Here is an 18,487-nt window from a genome sequence, read left to right as displayed (position 1 = left end):
CCCCGGCCACCCGTGCGGCGTCGCCTATCCGACGCCGGTGTTCCCCCGCGCGGCCGTCACGTCGTTCACTGTCGCCACGCCGGACCAGGGGAAGGGGTCTCGACATGACGATCAGCCACTGCACGGTCGGTCACGGGCCGCACCGGGTGCTGGCCCTGCACGGGTGGTTCGGCTCGGCGCGGGGCTGGGGCTGGCTGCCGGAGCTGATCGACGCCGAGCGCTTCACCTGGGCGTTCCCGGACTACCGGGGCTACGGCGAGCGCACCGGCGTGGCCGGCGAGCACACCATGGCCGAGATCTCCCGCGACGCCCTCGAACTGGTCGACTCCCTCGGCTGGGACACCTTCTCGGTGGTCGGGCACTCCTTGGGCGGCAGCGCGGCCCAGCGGGTCCTCGCCGACGCCCCCGGGCGGGTGACCCACCTCGTCGGCGTCAGCCCGGTCCCGGCCGGCGGCGTGCCGTTCGACCTCCAGGCCTGGACGCTGTTCGACGGCGCGGCCGCCGAGCCGGCCAACCGCCGGGCGATCATCGACCTCACCACCGGCAACCGGCTGTCCGGCCGGTGGCTGGACGAGATGGTCCGGTTCTCCCTGAACCACTCCACCCCGGAGGCGTTCGGCGCGTACCTCACCGCGTGGGCGCGTACCGACTTCACCGACGAGGTGAAGGGCCACCCAGTGCCGGCGCTCGCCGTGGTCGGTGAGCACGACCCCGCGCTGGGCGCCGACACGATGCGCGAGACCTGGCTGCGTCACTACCCCAACGCCCGGCTCGAGGTCCTCGCCAACGCGGGGCACTACGCCATGTACGAGACCCCGGTACGGCTGGTCACGGTGATCGAGGACTTCCTCGGGCGGTGACGCCGGTCCGGCGCTCACGGCGTCGCCGGCCGCCGCCCGCGGGTCGACACGAACTGGTACGACATCACGGCGAACTTCGGGTCCCGCAGCAGCCGGCGGAACGCCTCCAGCTGGCCCGGCGACACACCGGCGTCGAGCAGCTCCGGCTCCAGCTGCCGGGAGTTCGTCCCGTACAGCGACGCGCCGAGGGAGCCGGCGGGCCAGCTCTGCGCGTGGGTGACCGTGTCCACCTCGACCAGCCCCGCCGCCACCAGTTCGCCGTGCACGTCCTGCGCCCAGGCCAGGTCGGCGCCGTGGCTCTGCAGGATGTCGAGCATCGCGTCGGTCACCTGGGCGAAGAGTTTCGCCGCGTCGTCGCTCGGCGCGGTCAGCACGCGCAGCGGCACGGTGCAGTCGAACTCCTCGACGACCAGCCACCCGCCGGGGGCCAGCGCGCCGGCCAGGGAGGCCAGCACGCGCCGCCGCTCCGGCAGGTGCAGCAGCACGAGCCGGGCGTGGATCAGGTCGAAGGCGTCACCGGGCGGCGGGTCGGTGCGCACGTCGTGCCGGCGCACGTCGAGGTTGCCGCCGGGCGTGAGGTGGGCGGTGTCGAGGTCGGTGGCCACCACCCGGCCACCCGGGCCGACCGCCCGGGCCAGGCTGCGGGCGACCGAGCCGCCGCCGGCGCCGACCTCCCAGCACGCGCCGCCCGGGGTGAGCACCGGCGGGGCGATCCGGCGCGCGGTGATCGGGTCCAGGAAGGACTCCAGCGCCCGCAGCTGGGGCACGGCCTCGGGAGCACCGTTGTCGAAGGCGTAGTGGGTGTCGTGGACGTGGGTCGGCATCGTTCCTCATCCCTGTCGCAGCGGGTCGGGGTCAGTGCCCGGCGTCGGACCAGAGCCCGGGCACCGGTCGGGGAGCCGGCGGCTCCGGGACCGCGGCGACGCTGAGCATCGCCGCCAGGACGTCCGGGTCGGCCCGGACCTCGTGCACCGGCCGGTCGTAGACGACCCGGCCGTATTCCAGCACCGCGATCCGGTCCGCCAGCTCGACGGCGTGCCGGAGCTGCTGTTCGACGAGCAGCACGGTCAGCCCGGTGCGGGCCAGCGTGCCGACGAGCTCGCGCACCCGGGCCGCCAGGTCGGGGGTGAGCCCCTCGCACGGCTCGTCCAGCAGGAGCAGCCGGGGCTGGCCGAGCAGGGCCCGGGCGATGGCCAGCATCTGCTGCTCGCCACCGGACAACTGGTCGCCGCGGTGGCGAAGCCGGGAGCCCAGCCGGGGCAGCAGGTCCAGGATCCGGGCCACCGTCCAGCCCTCGCCGCCGGGCGTCGCGGCCCGCCACGGCGCGGCGGCCAGGGCTAGGTGCTCGGCCACGGTCAGCCGGGAGAAGACGCGCCGGCCCTGCGGGACCAGGCCGACCCCGGACCGGGCGATCCGGTGCGGCGGCCGGCCGGCGACCGGCACGCCGCCGATCTCGACCCGGCCCGCGTACGGGCGCACCAGACCGGCGACGCTGTGCACGAGCGTGCTCTTGCCCGCGCCGTTGCGCCCCACCACCGCCTGGACGGTGCCGGTGCGCACCTCCAGGCTCACCTCGTGCAGCACGGTGCCGCCCGCGTAGCCGGCGCAGAGCCGGTCGATCCGCAGCATCAGGCCACCCCCTCGGCGTACGCCTCCCGGACCGGGCCGGAGGCGCGGATCTCGGCGGGCGTCCCGGTGGCCAGCGTCCGGCCGTCGCGCAGCACGGTCACCGTGTCGCAGAGCGCGTAGACCAGGTCCAGCCGGTGCTCGACCAGCAGCACCGCGACGGCGCGGGGCAGTGCCCGCAGGAACTCCAGGAGCCAGCCCACCTCGACGGCGGACAGCCCGGCGGCCGGCTCGTCGAGCAGCAGCAGCCGGGGCCGGCCGGCCAGCCCCACGGCGATCTCCACCTGCCGGCGCTGCCCGTGCGCCAGGTGCCCGGCGGGAACCGCGGCGATCCCGGTCAGGCCCACCCGCGCCAGCAGCGCGTCGGCCGTCCGCTCGGCCGCCCGCCGCCGCGCCGACGGGTGCCACCGGCCCGGCCGCACGGCCCGCGGCAGCGCGGCGACCAGCACGTTCTCCCGCACGGTCAGCGTCGACCAGACCGCGGGGCGCTGGTGGATCCGGCCGATGCCCCGGCGGGCCCGGGCCGCCGGACCCAGCCGGGTGACGTCCCGGCCGCCCAGCAGCACCCGGCCGCCGCCGGCCCGGGTGGACCCGGCGAGCACGTCCAGCAGCGTCGTCTTGCCGGCGCCGTTGGGCCCGATCAGCGCGTGCCGCTGACCCGCCGCGATGCGCAGGTCGACGCCGTCCAGAGCGGCCAGCGAGCCGTACCGCACGGTGATCCCGTCAGCGGACAGCAGCGGGGTCATGCGCGTACTCCCGTCGGTGTCGGGCGGTCCTGCGCCGCCCGGCGGGCCGGGACGGCCGGGAGCAGGCGGCCGCGTACCGGGGGCCGGCGCCCGCCGTCGGGCAGCAGGTGGACGGCGGCCACGAAGGCCAGCCCGAGCACCAGCGGCGCCTGCCCGGGGAGGACGCCGAACAGCCAGTCCCGGGCGGCCACCACGAGCGCGGCGCCGATCAGCGCGCCGCCCACCGACACCGTGCCGCCGATCACCACGCCCAGCAGGAGCAGGGCGGAGGTGTCGAAGCCGAAGTCGGCCGGCGAGACGAACTGCTGGGCGACCACCAGCAGGGAACCCGCGGCGCCCGCGACCGCGCCGGCCGCGACGTGGACGCCGGCGACGTGCACCGGCACCCGGTGGCCGCTGGCGCGCAGCCGCGCCTCGTCGTCCCGGCCGGCCCGCAGCAGGAGCCCGACCCGGGTACGCAGGACCAGCAGCACCACGCCGACCAGGGCGGCGACCACCACCAGGGTGTAGAGGTAGCGTGCCCGGTCGGTGGCGAGCAGCGGCATCCCCCACAGTGGGCGGGACGCGGGGACGCCGGCCAGCCCGTCGGTGCCGCCGGTCACCGACCGCCAGCGCCCGACGACCGTGACCGCGAGCTCGCCGACCGCCAGGGTGATCATCAGGAGCACCACGCCCCGCGCGGAGACCACCAGCGGCACGGTCACGGCGGCCAGCGCCGCGCCGGCCGCCGCGGCCACGCCCAGGTGCACGAGGCCCACGTCGGACAGGTGGCTGCCCACGACCGCGCTGGCGTAGGCGCCCGCCGCGTAGGGCGCGGTCTGCCCGAGGGTGGGCAGCCCGGCGACGCCCGTGAGCAGCCCGACGCTCACCGCCACGAGGCCGAGCGCCAGCGTGCGGGCGAGCAGCGCGACGGTGTAGTCGTCGACCGTCCACGGCGCCAGCACCAGGGCGGCCACCACCGCGGCGGCGACACCGCGGCGCAGCGCACGGACGGCTCCCTGCCTCACGTCGCGCTCCGGACCGTGGCCAGGCCGCGTGCCCGCACCGCGAGCACGAGCGCCATGGCGGCGAAGAGCAGGAACGGGGCCGCCGACGGGGCCAGCGCAACGCCCAGGGTCTGGATCTGCCCGACGGCCAGCGCGGCGAGCAGCGTGCCGGTCATCGAGCCGAGGCCGCCGAGGACGACGACCACCAGGGACAGCAGCAGCACGGCGTCGGCGGTGTCCGGCCCGGGGCCGATGATCGGCGCGCCGAGCACGCCCGCGGCGCCGGCGAGCGCCCCGGCGGCCGCCAGCACGCCGACCCGGATCCGCGCCGGGCTCACCCCGAGGACGGCGACCATCTCGGCGTCGTCGACGGCCGCGCGGACCAGCATCCCGGCCCGGGTGCGCCGCACCACGAGGTGGAGCAGGCCGGCGAGCAGCGCGGCCACCACGATGAACACCAGCCGGTACGCCGCGTAGCGGTGACCGGCCACCGCCACCGACCCGTCCAGCGCGGCGGGGACCCGCACCGGCGGGTCGTCCGGGCCGAAGGCGCCCACGAGCAGGCTCCCGCCGGCCAGCGCCACCCCGAACGTCAGCAGCGCCTGGGTGAGGTGGCTGCGTGCGGCGACCCGGGTGAGCAGCCCGGCGACCAGCGCGCCGGACGCGGTGGCGGCGACCACCCCGACGGCCAGCGCGAGCGCCAGGCTCGGCCAGCCGCCGTCCAGCAGCGCGGCCGCGGTGTAGCCGCCGATCGCGTAGAGGGTGCCGTGCGCCAGGTTCAGGATGCCGGCCACGCCGAAGCAGAGCACCAGCCCCGCGGCGGCGACGAAGACCAGCAGCCCGTAGGCGACCCCGTCCAGGGCGGGGACGACGTACGGGTCGAACCGGATGCCGGCGGCCACCGCGGTCACCCGCCGACGGTGGCGAGGTCGCCCACCACGGTGTTGGACAGCGCCCGGCCGTCCTGGCGCACCTGGCGCAGGTACCACTTCTGCACGGGTGCGTGGGTGGTCGGCGAGAACTGCCAGGTGCCGCGTGGGCTGGCGATCTGGCCGAGCTGGCCGATGGCGGCGTTGACGCGGTCCGGGGTCACGTCGTCCCCGGCTGCCGCGATGGCCCGGTCCAGCACGGCCGCCGCGTCGTAGGAGGCCATGGCGTACGTCGTCGGGGAGCCGTCGTGCTCGGCCTTCCAGGCGGCCACGAAGGCGCGGTTCTCCGCGTTGTCGAGGTCGGGCGAGTAGTTGAGCACGGAGTAGATGTCGCGGGCGGCCTCGCCCTGCGCGTTGAGCACGCCGCCCTCGGTGAGGAACCCGGCGGCGTAGAGCGGCAGGTCCTTCACCTCCGACTGGGCGTACTGCTTCACGAAGTCGACGGCGGCGCTGCCGGCGTAGAACGTGTAGACGGCGTCCGCCCCGGAGGCCTTGATCCGCGCGAAGTACGGGGTGAAGTTGGTGGTCGCCGGGAACGGGGTGAAGGTGGTCTTGCCGTCCGGGTTGGCCAGCTTGCCGCCGGCCTTGGCGAAGGCCTCGGTGAAGCCGCGCAGCTCGTCCCAGCCGCCCTGGTAGTCGGGGCCGATGGCGTAGACGCTGCCCTTGACGTCGTCGCGCACGTGCTGGGCGATCGCCTCCCCCGGCTCGTCGGACAGGTAGGAGGTGTGCCAGACCCGGGAGACGTCCTTCAGCTCGGGCCGGCCGTTGGAGCCGACGAACGGCACCTTCGTCTCGGCGAGCAGCGGGGAGACCGCCGCCACCGAGCCGCCGCCGACGACGCCGGTCAGCGCGACCACGCGGTCCTGCTTGAGCAGCTTCGTGGCGGCGGGCACCGCGGTCGCCGCGCCGTTGCCCTCGTCGGCGACCACGAGTTCCACCTCCCGGCCGCCGAGCTTGCCGTCGTGGGTGGACAGGTAGAGCTGGAAGCCGTCGCGGATGTCCTTGCCGACTGCCTGGTAGGTGCCCGACAGCGACGCCAGCAGGCCGATCCTGACGGGTGCGCCGGGGCCGGCGCCGCCCTCGCCGTCGGCGCACGCGGGTGCGGCGAGCAGGACGAGGGCGAGCAGCGCCGCGGTGCGGGCGCGGCGGTGCCGGGACGTGGTGAGGGACATGTGTGCTCCTGGATGAGGGGGTGGGGGTTCGGCGTGGGGGCGCCGACGGTCAGCGGCTGCGGCTCAGGGCCGCCCGGGCCGCGGGGGTCAGGGCGTCGCCGATGCGGTTGGCCAGCTCGGTCATCTCGTAGGAGACCTTTCCGACGTCGCACTGCGGGTCGGCGAGCACGAGCAGGGAGGCGCCGTCGTTGAAGGCCATGGAGAACATGAAGCCGCCCTCGAGCTGGGTGACGTTGGAGATGACCGCACCGGCGTCGAAGAAGGCGGCCGCGCCGCGGAGCAGACTCACCAGCCCGCTACCGGTGGCCGCGAGCTGGTCGGCCCGGTCGGGCGGGAGCCCCCGGGTGGCGGCCACCATGAGGCCGTCGCTGGAGATGGCGAGGGCATGGCTGACCTCGGTCGCGCGCTCGGCGAAGGCGTCCAGCAGCCAGCCGAGATCCTGGTGGTCGGTCACGTGCACTCCCTGTCGATCAGTTGTTGATCAGATTGGGCCGGCGGCCGGCGACCCCCCGGGCGTACGCGGCCATCGCGGTGGCCACCCGCGTCGGGTCGCGGTGCTCGGAGCGCTGCCGCGGCACCGTGACGCCGCCCGGCACCAGGTGCTGCTGCGGCTGCCGCTTCGGCAGGCCTGAGTTGGTCGTGCCGGCGACCTCGGGCGAGTCGGCCCGGGCCGCCGTACGCCAGGCGTCGTCGGCGGGGCTGGCCCACGGCGTGCCGTTCGCCGCGCCCGGACGGTCGGCCTGGAACCAGTGGTTGACCTGGTGGTAGATGACGAGTTCCTCAGCGGGCACGGGACTCTGGTCCGGTGCGGGAGCGGGCTGGAAGACGGGCGCGACGGGCAGCACCGGGTCGGCCGGAGGGCTGCCGGCCCACGGCTCCGGCGCCGCCCGGTAGGGCGGTGCGACAGCGGTCCGCGCCGCCCGCCGGGACGGCCGGGCGGGCGTGAGAAGGAACTCCTCCGGGGGGAGCGGCCGGATGATCGTCCCCGGGAGCGCCACCTCGGCGATGGTGCCGCGGCGTGGGCCCGGCCGGAGCTGCACGGCCACGTCGAGCCGCTTGGCGAGCTGCCCCACCACGACCAGACCCATGGCCCGCACCGCGGCCACGTCGATGGCGGGCGGGCGGGCGAGCAGGTCGTTGAGCTGCTGGCGCCGCTGCGGGGACAGTCCGACACCCTCGTCGCTGATCTGGACGATCACCCGGTCGCCGAGGCTGCGGCCGGTCACCCAGGTCTCGGTGCCCGGCGGCGAGTAGCCGGTGGCGTTCTCCATGAGCTCGGCCAGCAGGTGCACGACCTCGTCGACGGACTCGGCGCCCACGGCGACGTCGCCGTCGACCAGGCCGAGACGGATGCGGGCGTAGTGCTCGATCTGGCTCTGCGCCGCCTGGAGCACCTGTTGCAGCGGCACGTCGTGGTGGCGTACGCGCCCGACGCCGACACCGCCGAGCACGAGCAGGCTCGCGTTGATCCGTCCCATCCGGGTGGCCAGGTTGTCCAGCGTGTAGAGCTGGTGCAGCCGGTCCGGGTCGGTCTCGTCCTTCTCGACCCGGTCGACCTGGGCCAGCACGGCGTCGACGAGGCGCTGCTCGCGCCGGCTCAGGTGGATGAAGATCTCGGCGGTGTTGGCCCGCATCACCGCCTGCTCGGCCGCCGTCCGCACCGCCGCCCGGTGCACCGCGGTGAAGGCCTGGCCCACCTCGCCGATCTCGTCGTCGCTGGACGGCTCCAGCGCGTCCCCGGCCTGCCGCCGGGCCAGCTCGTCGGGATCCACCGAGGAGCTGTCCGGCTGTTCGAGGCGGGCCACCACCTGGGGCAGCCGCTCGAACGCGACCGCGTTGGCCGCGTCGCGCAGCCGGCGCAGTCGCCGGGTGATCTGCCGGGCCACCGCCCAGGTGACCAGCGTGGTGAGCACCAGGGCCACCACGACGGCCGCCGCCTCCACCACGGTGCGCTGCCGCTGGTCGGCATGGGCGGTACGCACGTCGTCGAGCACCACCACGTCGACCCGCTGGCGCAGCTCGGCCAGGCGCACGGACCACTGCCGGGTGGCCGTGACCCAGGTGTCGAGGTCGAGTTCCAGCGGGCTGCCGGCGACACTGCGGGACACCTGGTCCTGCATCCGTTGCAGCAGCAGCGCGCTCTCGCCGCTGGCGGCCTGCTCCCACCAGCCCCGCCAGGCGGGCCGGGCGAGTGCCAGGAAGGCGAGGCCCTGCTCGGTGAGGCCGGTCCGGGCGGCGGTGATGTCCTGCTGCATGGCGGGGGTCAGCTCGTCGGCGGCGATCGCGCGCAGGACGGCGACCTGCTGCTGGCCGATCGCCTCGGCCACCTTGGACAGCGCCGCGGAGGCCCGGATGCCGTCCGCGATCCGTGCGTTGACCACGCCGAGGGTGACGCTCTCGCGCAGGCTGAGCAGGTCGGCGATGACGATCCGGTAGCTGAAGGTCATGGCCGACACCGAGGCGCGCTCCGCCGTGCGCACCTGAGCGCGCAGCGGCGGCAGGCCGGCCAGCCCCGCGTCGATGCGCGGCAGGACGGCCTGGTCGGCGGCGGAGCCGCCGGGCAGCTTCGCCCGGTGCCGGCGGTAGTGGGCGACGGCGGCGTCGGTGGCCGTGGTGGCGTCGGCGAAGGCGTCCTGCTGCTCCGGCCCGCCCCGGGTGAGCAGGTCGGCGGCGACGATGCGCTCGTTCTGCAGCCGGTGGGCCAGGTCGCCCGCCTCGGCACCGAGCTGGGCCAGGAGGCCGAGGTCGCTGGCGCGGGTGGTCTGGCGGGCGCTCTCGGTCAGGGCCAGGCCGGCGAAGCCCAGCACGGCGACCAGCGGAGCCGCGACGATGAGGCGCATCCGGGCGGCAATCTTCCAGCCGCGGCGGCGGGTCGGGTAGGGTCGGGCCGCGTGGGACCTCGTGCTCGACGCCAAGGCTGACTCCCCGCACTCATCAACAACGGTCTATCTGCATTTGCGGATTGCACGTTTCATTGCGCCGGAAGCCGTGCGCTCAGGCCAGACCTGTCGGTGGTACAAACAGCCCGTACCAGCATCTGTACCCAGAGTTGGCAGCGCCGGCGGCGCGCGTGCCGCCCAGCCCCTTCCGGGCGTCAGCGCCGCGCGGGCGGCGCGGACGGCGGGCCGTCGACCTCCGGCTGGCCGAGCACCTGACCGATGAGCTCCCGCAGCTCGTCGATGGCCGCCACCACGGCCCCCGGGTCGCGCGCGTCCCGCCGCGGGGCCGGCGGGTCGTCCAGCCGCGCCACCTCGCCGAACCGGGGCCCGCGCCGGCCGTCCGCGGCCAACTGCTCCGCCGCGACCTGGGGCCACAACGCCGCCAGCCGGCCACCGGTGCCGAGCACCTCGTCGCACCGGACGGCGAACTCCTGGCTGCCGAACCGGCGGCCGGACTCGACGGCGGCGACCGTCTCCCGGCTGAACCGCACCCGCTCCGCCAGCGCCCGCTGGGTCAGCCCCTGTCGCGTCCGCCACCGGCGCAACTCCGCGCGAAAGCGATGGCTGGCGGCGGAGTGAGCGGCGCTCGACGGGGGCGTGCGATCCATGTGCTCACCTTCGCGACGCCGGCGCGGCGTCGACATGAGATCCGGGCGGGGTGATGACTGGGCATTCGCAGGGGACAATTCTTAACCCATCGACCGACGGGTGTGAAGACATGACTCCGCTCCGTGACGGCGCGCGCAGCTCAGCGCCCGGCACGGCCACGCCGGTCAGGCCGCCGTCTGCTGGACGGCCGGCGCCGCCGCCTCGACCACGACCGGCAGGCCCCGGTGCGCGCGGAACGCCACGTTCGGCTGGTACGACCGGCGGTGCCCCGGCGCCAGCCGCAGCCCGGGCACGGCCGCGGCGAGCCGGGTGAGGGCGATCCCGGCCTCCAGCCGCGCCAGTGCGGCGCCGATGCAGAAGTGCGGCCCGTGCCCGAACGAGAGGTGGTCGGTCGCGTCGGTCCGCTGCGGGTCGAACCGGTCGGGGTGGGCGAACACCGCCGGATCCCGGTTCGCGGCGCCGATGAGCAGCAGGCAGCGCGCCCCGGCCGGGATCGTGACGCCGTCCAGCGTGACCGGCCGGCTGGTCACCCGCAGCCAGCCGTCGATGGCGGGCGCGAAGCGCAGGGTCTCGGTGAGGAACGCGGGCACCCGGTGCGGCTCGGCAGCGATCGCCGGCCAGCGGTCGGGGTCGGTGAGCGCCTGGTCCAGCGCGTGGGCGAGCAGCCCCGCGGTGGTCTCGTGCCCGGCCACGAGCAGGTTGAACACGATGCTCGACACCTCGGCGACCGTGAGCACCTCGTCGTCGCCGCCCCGGTACGCGATCAACTGGTCGACGTAGCCGTCGCCGGGGCCGCCGCCGTCGAGCCGGTCACGCACGAGCGCCTGGCAGTAGCGCCAGAACTCCAGCAGGCCCTGGGCGAGCCGGACCTGCTCCGCCGGCTCGGGCCGCCCCCACACCAGGGCGATCTGCCCGTCGGCCCAGGCCCGGACGCGGGCGATGTCCCGCTCGGGCACGCCGAGCAGGTCGAGAAGCACCAGCAGGGGCAGTTCGGTGGTGAACTCCGACACGAGGTCGACCTGCTGGCCGGCGCGCGCGACGAGGCGGGCGACCAGTTCGTCGACCCGGCGCCGGACGATCGCGCCGTACCGCTGCTCGACCCGGTCGGCGGTGTTCGCGAAGGTGGCCCGCAGCGCCCGGCGGGTGCGCGGATGCACCGGCGGGTCGGCGGCGGCCGTGGTGGGCGGGGCGTCGATCTGCAGGATGACGGCCAGCGCCTCCGGGCAGACGTCGTAGACCGGCGCGAGGGTGAGGGCGTTGCGGAAGCTCTCGGTGTCGCCGAGCGCCCGGCGCACGTCGGCGTGCCGGGTGATCAGCCAGAGCCCGAGGGCCTCGTCGTGGTGCACCCCGCCCGGGGAGTCGAGGAGCCCTCGCCACACCTGCGCCGGATCGGCGAGGTACGCGCCGGTGAACGGATTCCACCGCATGACCGCCTCCTGACCTGGCGACCCGGCGACCCGTCGGTGCCGGCACCTTTCACGGTGCGCCATTCCGCGAATCAAGTCAAGATTTGTCGACGTCAATAGAATTTGCTTGGGAATTGCGTTCCTGGCGCCTTGCGAATTCCTCGCCCGTCTGCAAATTGCGACCTGCCCGTTGCGCATCGACACCGGCCATGAGCAGCCCGAACGACCCTACGCCGAGCAGGTGATCAGAGGGGATTCGGCCATCAACCAGCCGTCGCGGAAATGGACGGCCATTCGTCAAGCACCGGCACCGGGCAGCAGCCGGCGGAACAGTTCGACAAGGGTCGCCGCGTGGGTGCCGTCCGGATCCAGGTCGGGCCGGAAGTCGGCGATGCTCACGCCGAGCAGCCGGGGCCCGGCGACGAGTGGCGCCAGCAGGTCGGCCACCTGCCCGGCCGTCGGCCCGCCGGGTTCCGGGTAGCTGACGGCCGGCATGGCCGCCGGGTCGAGCACGTCGCAGTCGACGTGCAGCCAGACACCCCCGTCGACACCGGCGAGCAGGGCCGCGGCGCGCTCCCCGCACCGGCGTGGCGCGCCGACGACCGCGGGAGCGTCGATGCGCCGGATACTGTCGGGCAGCCGGGCCACCTCCGCTGCGGCCTCCGGGTCGAGGTCACGGGTGCGGTGGCCGACCAGCACCACGTCGGCGGGCGCGACGAGCGGGGCGGTCGACCCGGCCGGCGCCGTGAGCCGCTCGGGCCCGGAGCCGGTGAGGAGAGCCAGGTCCATGTCGGCGGTCTCCCCCGTCGGCGAGGAGGGACCGTCGAGGTAGTCGGGGTGCCCGTCGACGAACCAGAGCCCCACCCGGCCCCGGCTCCGCCGCAGCCAGGGCAGGACACCCAGCAGCAGGCTGCAGTCCCCGCCGACCACGAGCGGCCGGTGGCCGGGCCGGCGCCCGGCGGCGGCGTCGAGCCAGTCGGCGAGCACGGTCGCCGCCCGGGTGGTCTGTTCCAGGGCGCGTACGCCGGTGGCGTCGTCCCGCCGGTCGTCGTCGATGACGATCGGGGCGTCCCCGGCGTCGTCGGGGACGAGCTCCGACAGCCCGGCCGCCCGCAGCGCGGCCGGCGCGAGCCGCTCACCCCGGCCGAGCCCCGAGCAGTCCCACGGCGCCCCCGCCAGATACCAGCCCTGCGCTGTCACGCCCCCATGGTGGCATCCCGGGCCGTGCGGAGCGGCGGTATCGGGCGGCCACCCGCACCGGCCGGCTGGGCGGGCGGCGTGTGAGGATGCCGTCATGCGTGCCGTGATCTTCGACGAGTTCGGTGCCCGGCCCGAGGTCCGCGAGGTCCCCGACCCCGTGGCGCCGCCCGACGGCGTGGTGATCCGGGTCGAGGCGACCGGGTTGTGCCGCAGCGACTGGCACGGCTGGCAGGGGCATGACCCCGACATCCGCCCGCCGCACATCCCCGGGCACGAGTTCGCCGGCGTCGTCGCGGCCGTGGGCGCGGGCGTCCGCGGCTGGCGGCCCGGCGACCGGGTCACCGCGCCCTTCGTCTGCGCCTGCGGGCAGTGCCCCGCCTGCCTGGCCGGCGACCAGCAGGTCTGCGAGCGGCAGACGCAGCCCGGCTTCACCCACTGGGGCTCGTTCGCCGAGTACGTGGTGGTGCGGCAGGCCGACGTCAACCTGGTCCGCCTCCCCGACGACCTGGACCACCCGACCGCCGCGGCGCTCGGCTGCCGCTTCGCCACGGCGTTCCGGGCCGTGGTCGGCCAGGGCCGGGTGGCGGCCGGCGAGTGGGTGGCGGTGCACGGCTGTGGTGGGGTGGGCCTGTCGGCCGTGATGATCGCGGCGGCCTGCGGCGCACGGGTGGTGGCCGTCGACATCGCCCCCGGCGCGCTGGACCTCGCCCGGCGCTTCGGCGCGACGGTCTGCCTGGACGGCGGTGAGTTCAGCGGACCGGGTGCGGTGGCCGCGGCCGTCCGGGAGGCGACCGGCGGCGGGGCGCACCTCTCCCTCGACGCGCTGGGCAGTCACGCGACCTGCGTGGCGTCCGTCGAGAGCCTGCGCCGGCGCGGCCGGCACGTCCAGGTCGGCCTCCTCCCCGTCGCCCAGGGTCGCCCGGCGCTGCCCATGGAGCTGGTGATCGCGTACGAGCTGGAGCTGCGGGGCAGCCACGGCATGGCGGCGCACGCCTACCCGGAGCTGCTCCGGCTGGTCACGGCCGGGGTGCTGCGCCCCGGCGAGCTGATCACCCGCACCATCGGCCTCGACGCGGTGCCCGAGGCGCTGACCACCATGGACGGGCCGGGGGCCGGCGGGATGTGCATCGTCGTACCCCGCTGAAAGCGCCGCGGACCGGGCCGGCCCCGGAGGGCCGGACCGGTCCGCGGCCGGGCTCAGTTGACGGTCACCGAGACGGTCCTCGGCGGCTGCTGCACCTGCCCGTAGTTGTCGACGCCCCGGATCGAGACCGTGTAGGTGCCCGCCGGGATCGCCGGCGAGGTGTACGCGAAGTTCGACCCCGGGGAACCCGGGCTGGTGAGGAAGGACGCGATCCACGGGAAGTTGCCCGGGGTGCCCGGCGTGCTGAACGTGCCGGCGGCGTTCATCCCCTGACCCGCGCTGTTGGAGATCTGGATGTCCACCCGCAGCATCCCGATGTCGTCGACGGCCCGGCCGGTGACCACGATGCGCCCGCCGGTGTAGACCTCGCCCTCGACCGGGGTGATGCTCGGCTCCAGCCGCGGGTCGAGGTCACCCGGGTAGACCAGGTACCGCGCGGTCGCGCCGGAGGTCGACCCGTCCTGCTGGCCCGCCGTGTCGACGGCCCAGGCCTCGACGCTGTACTCGCCCTTGGTCGGCAGGTCGATCGACAGGGTGAACGCGGTGCTCGTCGCGCCCGGCGCGGCCAGCGTGGCGTTCACCGTGGCGAAGGCGGCGGCCATGGTGCCGTTCGGCTGGACGTACCGGCCGGTGTCCAGGTCGCGCAGCGCCACCCGGACGCTCTGCACGCCCTTGTCGTCGGTCGCCGTGCCGGCCAGGTTGAGGTGCAACTGGTCGACGTTCTGGTCGACACCGGTGAAGCTGAGCCGGCCGTCGGGGAACGCGTCGCCGGGCACCTGCGCGGTGACGGTGAGCCGGCCCATGTTCGTGCCCGACGTGGTCAGGCCCAGGCTGTCGGTGGCGCGTACCCGGAAGTCGTAGACGCCCGGGGTGAGCGGCACGCTGGTGTACGACCAGGCGTACGACGGGGCGCTGAGGTTGGTCGGGGAGATCCGGTGGTAGGCCGCCACCGAGTCGGCGCCCCATGTGCCGTCGGCGGCCAGCGACTCCCGGGTGGTGTTGTTGCGCAGGTAGATCTCGACCGACCGGACGGCGTCGTCGTCCTGTGCGGTGCCGGAGAAGGTGATGGTGCCGCCCGGCCCGACGGTGACCGGTGCGGCCGCGGTCGGCGGGGTCATCGGCACCGGCGCCGTGATGGCGACCGTCGGCGGGACGCCGGTCGACGAGACGGTCCAGTCGCGGGTGTCGCCGCGCAGGTCGCTCTGGCCGGCGGTGTCGGTGGCCGTGGCGGTCATCTTCCACTGGCCCTCGATGGGCAGGGCCACCTCGAACTGCCAGGTGGTCGACAGCGCGCCGATCACGTCCGGCTCGCCGCGGAAGGTGTTGTAGACCGGCGCCACCGAGCCGTCGTCCTGGAGGTACCGGTTGTCGGGGGTGCGGAACGAGTAGGTCAGGGCGCTGACGCCCTTGTCGTCGGTGGCGGTGCCGGTGGCCACGAAGGTCTTCGTGGCGAGCAGCCCGCCGGGCGGCGAGTCGATCCGCGTCGACGGCGGCAGGTCGTCGAACCGGAACGTCTCGATCTTCTTGACCGCCTTCGTGGGGTCGCTGGTGCTGTTGCGGCCGAAGGTCTTCGCCTGGATCTGGTAGACGCCGGAGGGCAGCGACACCGGGAGCGTCCACGTCGTCGAGGTGGCGTTCACGGCGGCGACCGTGGCGTTGATGCTGTTGGACGCGCCCCACGTCGTCATGTCGTCCTGGAGGTACTGGCTGGTGTTCCGGTTCTGGATCTCGATCTGGACCCGGGTGACGCCGGCCGGGGCGAGCGCCTGGCCGCCCAGCGTGAACGACTCGTTGGCCTGCTTCACCGCGCCCTCGATGGGCGTGACGATGGTGGTGTCCACCGCCGACGGCGCCGGCACCGTGTTCAGGTCGAAGAAGCCGACCCGGCCCACGGTCTTGCCGCCCTTGACGTTGCCGTCGCCGCCGACGAGGAGACCCCGCGCGGTGGCCAGCATGGCCTTCTCACCCTCGTACGAGTTGGAGCCGGGGTTCCACTCCAGCGCGGTGCCGGTCTTCGGGTCGAGCGCGCCGAGATGGTCGCGGCGGACCACCTGGTCGCCGAGGCCGTAGCCGCTCAGGCCCTGGCCGGTGCCGTAGCCGACGTTGTCCAGGCCGGGCCAGGGGACGTTGGAGGTCGGCGACTCCTGCCAGCTGAAGTGGCCGCCGACGTAGACGGCGGTGGCCGTGATGGCGACCGAGTAGACGCTGTCGAAGTGCCGCGACACCCAGAGCGGCTGGACGTTGTCGGCGCCGGTCAGCGGGTACGCGATGGCGGTGTCGTTGATCGGCGGGCGGTCGCCGCCCGAGCCGCTGGTGACGACGAAGTAGGAGTCGTCCGGCGCGATGTCACCGGCGAACACCCGCTGGATGCCACCGACGAAGGAGAGGTTGTCCTCCCAGAGCCGGGTACGCCACGGCAGCAGGGCCTTGGTGGCGGTGTTGATCAGGGCGACGCCGTAACGGTCCTGGCCCGCGATCTGCCGGCCGGTGTGGACGACGAGCAGCTTGCTCCGGTCGTGGGTCAGCTTGAGCTGCTGCACGGTGAGCATGCCGCCGACGCCGATGCCACCGGTGAGCGGCAGGTTGAAGCCGGTGTCCACGGCGCCCGTGATCGGGTTGAGCGCGACCAGGCCGGGGCGGCTGACCCCGTTGACCGTGGTGAACTGGCCGCCCACGTAGACCGCGGTGCCGCTCACGGCCAGCGCGGTCGCGCGGGCGTTCGCGGTCGCCGTGAACGCCGCGATCGGCGCGCCGGTGGTCGGGTTGAGCTTCACGATCTTCCGCTTCGTGACGCCGCCGACCGTGTTGAAGGACCCGGCGACGTAGAGCGCCGACCCGTCGGGCGCCGCCTCGACGGCCTCGACGGACCCGTCGAACGTCGGCTTGAAGCCGGTGTCGACCTTGCCGGTGTCCAGGTTGTACGAGGCCAGCGACTTCTGCGCGATGGTCGCCCCGCCGACGTTGGCGATCGAGGTGAAGGTGCCGGCGATGAAGACCCGGTTGCCGATCACCTCCAGGTCCTTGATCTCGCCGTTGGTGATCCGCGGCGTGTCGGTACGCGGCGCCGTCGGCACCAGCCGGGTGTCACCCGGCACCACCTGCGCCGCGGTGGCGACCGTGCGCGCCGCGCCCAGTGCGGCGCCGCCGCTCATCGCCGCCGCGCCGGTTTGCACGGTGCTGCCGGCGCCCGTGGCGGTGAGCTTCGTCGCCACGGTGCCCGCGACCGCCGGTACGCCCATCACCACGACGGCCCCGGCGACCAGACCCGCGACGGTGCGACTCCAGACCTGCATCCAGTCAACTCCCTGTGAACGCCCGATACGGCACCACCGGGTCGGTCCCCGGCAACGTCCACCCGCCCGCGTGCCGGACGTCACCGTAGAAGGCAAGGTCCTCTCGCGGTACCGCGCCGCACCCGGATTCCACCGCACGGCCCCAATTCCGGCCACACCGGCGGGCCGCCCCACCTTCCGATGCAGGCCCGTTCCCCCGATCGGATGGCGGAGCCCTGCTCACCGGAGCCCCGGCCGCCTGATCGGCGGATCAACCGGCGGGATCGACGTGGTCCCGCCAGGAGTGCCGCGGCTCGTAGCCCAGCACCCGGCGGGCCTTGTCGATGCTCAGCAGCGTCTCGTGTTCCCCGAGCTCCCCGCGGATCTCGACGCCCGGGTAGACCTCGGCCATGAGGCCGGCACTGGACCTGGTCATCACGGTGTCGGCGTTGGCGATGATGAAGACGTCGGCGCCGGGGTGGTCGTGGGCGAGCGCCCGCTCGACCGCCTGGGCGCCGTCGCGGGCGTCGATGTAGCCCCACAGGTTCCAGCGGCGCAGCCGTGGGTCGGCCTGGAAGGCGGGGAACGCCGCGTAGTCCTCGACGTCCATCACGTTGGAGAAGCGCAGGCCGACCATCACCAGCTCGGGGTCCCAGCGGCAGAAGTGCCGCGCCATCTCCTCCTCAAGGGCCTTGTTGAGCGAGTAGGTCGACTCCGGGCGCGGCGGGTACTCCTCGTCCACCGGCGCGTACCGCGGCGGGGTGTCGAACGGCAGGCCCAACACGGTCTCGCTGGACGCCCACACGACCCGCTTGATCCCGGCCGCCCGGGCGGCGGCGAAGACGTTGTAGGTCGCGGCCGAGTTGTTCGCGAAGGTCACCGCGTTGGGCAGCAGCCCGGGCGCCGGGACCGCCGCCAGGTGCACCACCGCCCCGACGCCGCCGGCGTGCTCGTCGGCGCCGCCGGTGAACGCCTCCACCACCTGCCCGTAGTCGGTGAGGTCGACCTGGAGGAACTCGCCGTCGACGTCGCGCGGGTCGCGCCCGCCCGCACGGTCGACGGCGAGCACGTCGACGCCCGCCGCGCGCAGGTGCGCGACCACCGCGCGACCGAGCTTTCCGGCGGCGCCGGTGACGACGACCCGCGTGGGAACAACTGCTTCGTGACCACTCATGGTCACATCCTCCCCCGCACCGAGGACCGCCATCCCTTGACCACACGACGGCACCGCACGCCTCGCCCGCCACGGTCCCAGTTCGTCACCGAACTGCCGGAAATGCTCATGGGGAGCCCGTCTCCTGAAATGCCTGCGTCAAGTCGACATAGGAGTGGCACAGACGCATAGGGAGGATATGGCCGTGTGCATCCGGCCAAAACGCACCGACGGGACACCCACGGCCCCGGAGTCGGATTGTCAACAGTGGTGCCAGCGAGCCGTGACAGGGCCGGCGACACCGCCCTCCGGGCCTGCCCGACGAGGTCAAATCCCCTGGTACGGGCGGTGTGGCGACCATTCGGAGGCGAGGTCGACGGGCCCGTGCAGTCGCCTAGGTTACCGCCGCCGAAAAAATAGACGAACGTGCGAGCCCGTCGGCCGA

15 protein-coding genes are annotated in these 18,487 nt (G+C 74.6%); 2 read left to right on the top strand and 13 right to left on the bottom strand.

Annotated features, from left to right (window positions below; translation table 11 throughout):
* Positions 1-104 precede the first annotated feature (104 nt).
* Positions 105-860, top strand: a complete 756-nt coding sequence (locus GA0070214_RS14985; RefSeq protein ID WP_091263242.1) for an alpha/beta fold hydrolase — start codon at positions 105-107, stop codon at positions 858-860.
* A gap of 14 nt (positions 861-874) precedes the next feature.
* Here GA0070214_RS14985 and GA0070214_RS14980 read toward each other — a convergent pair whose 3' ends face one another.
* From GA0070214_RS14980 to GA0070214_RS14935, 11 genes are all read right to left on the bottom strand, one after another.
* Positions 875-1,684 (bottom strand): class I SAM-dependent methyltransferase, encoded by an 810-nt coding sequence (locus GA0070214_RS14980; RefSeq protein WP_091263240.1) that lies wholly within the window; start codon positions 1,682-1,684, stop codon positions 875-877.
* Positions 1,685-1,715: 31 nt separating this feature from the next.
* Entirely contained in the window at positions 1,716-2,489 is a 774-nt protein-coding gene (locus GA0070214_RS14975) for an ABC transporter ATP-binding protein (protein ID WP_091263238.1), read from the bottom strand.
* A complete protein-coding gene (locus GA0070214_RS14970; protein WP_091263236.1) occupies positions 2,489-3,232 on the bottom strand; it encodes an ABC transporter ATP-binding protein in 744 nt (247 codons plus the stop codon). The genes GA0070214_RS14975 and GA0070214_RS14970 overlap by 1 nt, the downstream gene beginning before the upstream one ends.
* Positions 3,229-4,239: a branched-chain amino acid ABC transporter permease gene (locus GA0070214_RS32130; protein WP_208602785.1), complete on the bottom strand. Its 1,011-nt coding sequence runs from the start codon at positions 4,237-4,239 to the stop codon at positions 3,229-3,231. Before GA0070214_RS32130 ends, GA0070214_RS14970 begins: the two co-directional genes overlap by 4 nt.
* Positions 4,236-5,129, bottom strand: coding sequence for a branched-chain amino acid ABC transporter permease (locus tag GA0070214_RS32125; RefSeq protein WP_208602784.1), 894 nt, complete (start codon positions 5,127-5,129; stop codon positions 4,236-4,238). The genes GA0070214_RS32130 and GA0070214_RS32125 overlap by 4 nt, the downstream gene beginning before the upstream one ends.
* Positions 5,126-6,319 carry an ABC transporter substrate-binding protein gene (locus GA0070214_RS14960; protein ID WP_091263234.1) on the bottom strand — a complete coding sequence of 398 codons (1,194 nt, stop codon included), beginning with the start codon at positions 6,317-6,319 and terminating at the stop codon, positions 5,126-5,128. The genes GA0070214_RS32125 and GA0070214_RS14960 overlap by 4 nt, the downstream gene beginning before the upstream one ends.
* Positions 6,320-6,368: 49 nt before the next feature.
* Positions 6,369-6,773 carry a roadblock/LC7 domain-containing protein gene (locus tag GA0070214_RS14955; RefSeq protein WP_091263914.1) on the bottom strand — a complete coding sequence of 135 codons (405 nt, stop codon included), beginning with the start codon at positions 6,771-6,773 and terminating at the stop codon, positions 6,369-6,371.
* Between the two features lie 16 nt (positions 6,774-6,789).
* Positions 6,790-9,159 carry a sensor histidine kinase gene (locus GA0070214_RS14950; RefSeq protein WP_091263232.1) on the bottom strand — a complete coding sequence of 790 codons (2,370 nt, stop codon included), beginning with the start codon at positions 9,157-9,159 and terminating at the stop codon, positions 6,790-6,792.
* 254 nt (positions 9,160-9,413) lie between these two features.
* Complete coding sequence (locus GA0070214_RS32450; RefSeq protein WP_244167713.1) at positions 9,414-9,866, bottom strand: helix-turn-helix transcriptional regulator; 453 nt, start codon at positions 9,864-9,866, stop codon at positions 9,414-9,416.
* A gap of 165 nt (positions 9,867-10,031) precedes the next feature.
* A complete protein-coding gene (locus GA0070214_RS14940) occupies positions 10,032-11,294 on the bottom strand; it encodes a cytochrome P450 (protein ID WP_091263230.1) in 1,263 nt (420 codons plus the stop codon).
* 276 nt (positions 11,295-11,570) lie between these two features.
* Positions 11,571-12,473: an arginase family protein gene (locus GA0070214_RS14935; RefSeq protein ID WP_091263228.1), complete on the bottom strand. Its 903-nt coding sequence runs from the start codon at positions 12,471-12,473 to the stop codon at positions 11,571-11,573.
* A 94-nt stretch (positions 12,474-12,567) separates the two neighbouring features.
* On the opposite strand from GA0070214_RS14935, the gene GA0070214_RS14930 reads away from it, so the two are divergent.
* A complete protein-coding gene (locus GA0070214_RS14930; RefSeq protein ID WP_091263226.1) occupies positions 12,568-13,617 on the top strand; it encodes a zinc-dependent alcohol dehydrogenase family protein in 1,050 nt (349 codons plus the stop codon).
* Between the two features lie 53 nt (positions 13,618-13,670).
* Here the strand turns inward: GA0070214_RS14930 and GA0070214_RS14925 are convergent, their stop codons facing one another.
* On the bottom strand, positions 13,671-16,910 hold the full coding sequence (locus tag GA0070214_RS14925) for a delta-60 repeat domain-containing protein (RefSeq protein ID WP_091263223.1): 3,240 nt from the start codon (positions 16,908-16,910) through the stop codon (positions 13,671-13,673).
* A gap of 250 nt (positions 16,911-17,160) precedes the next feature.
* Positions 17,161-18,063, bottom strand: a complete 903-nt coding sequence (locus GA0070214_RS14920) for an NAD-dependent epimerase/dehydratase family protein (protein ID WP_091263221.1) — start codon at positions 18,061-18,063, stop codon at positions 17,161-17,163.
* Between the last annotated feature and the right edge of the window lie 424 nt (positions 18,064-18,487).

Origin of the sequence: Micromonospora chaiyaphumensis, from assembly GCF_900091435.1 — a bacterium.
In the GTDB taxonomy this organism is placed as follows: domain Bacteria; phylum Actinomycetota; class Actinomycetes; order Mycobacteriales; family Micromonosporaceae; genus Micromonospora; species Micromonospora chaiyaphumensis.
This window is presented reverse-complemented; position numbering and strand designations above follow the sequence as displayed.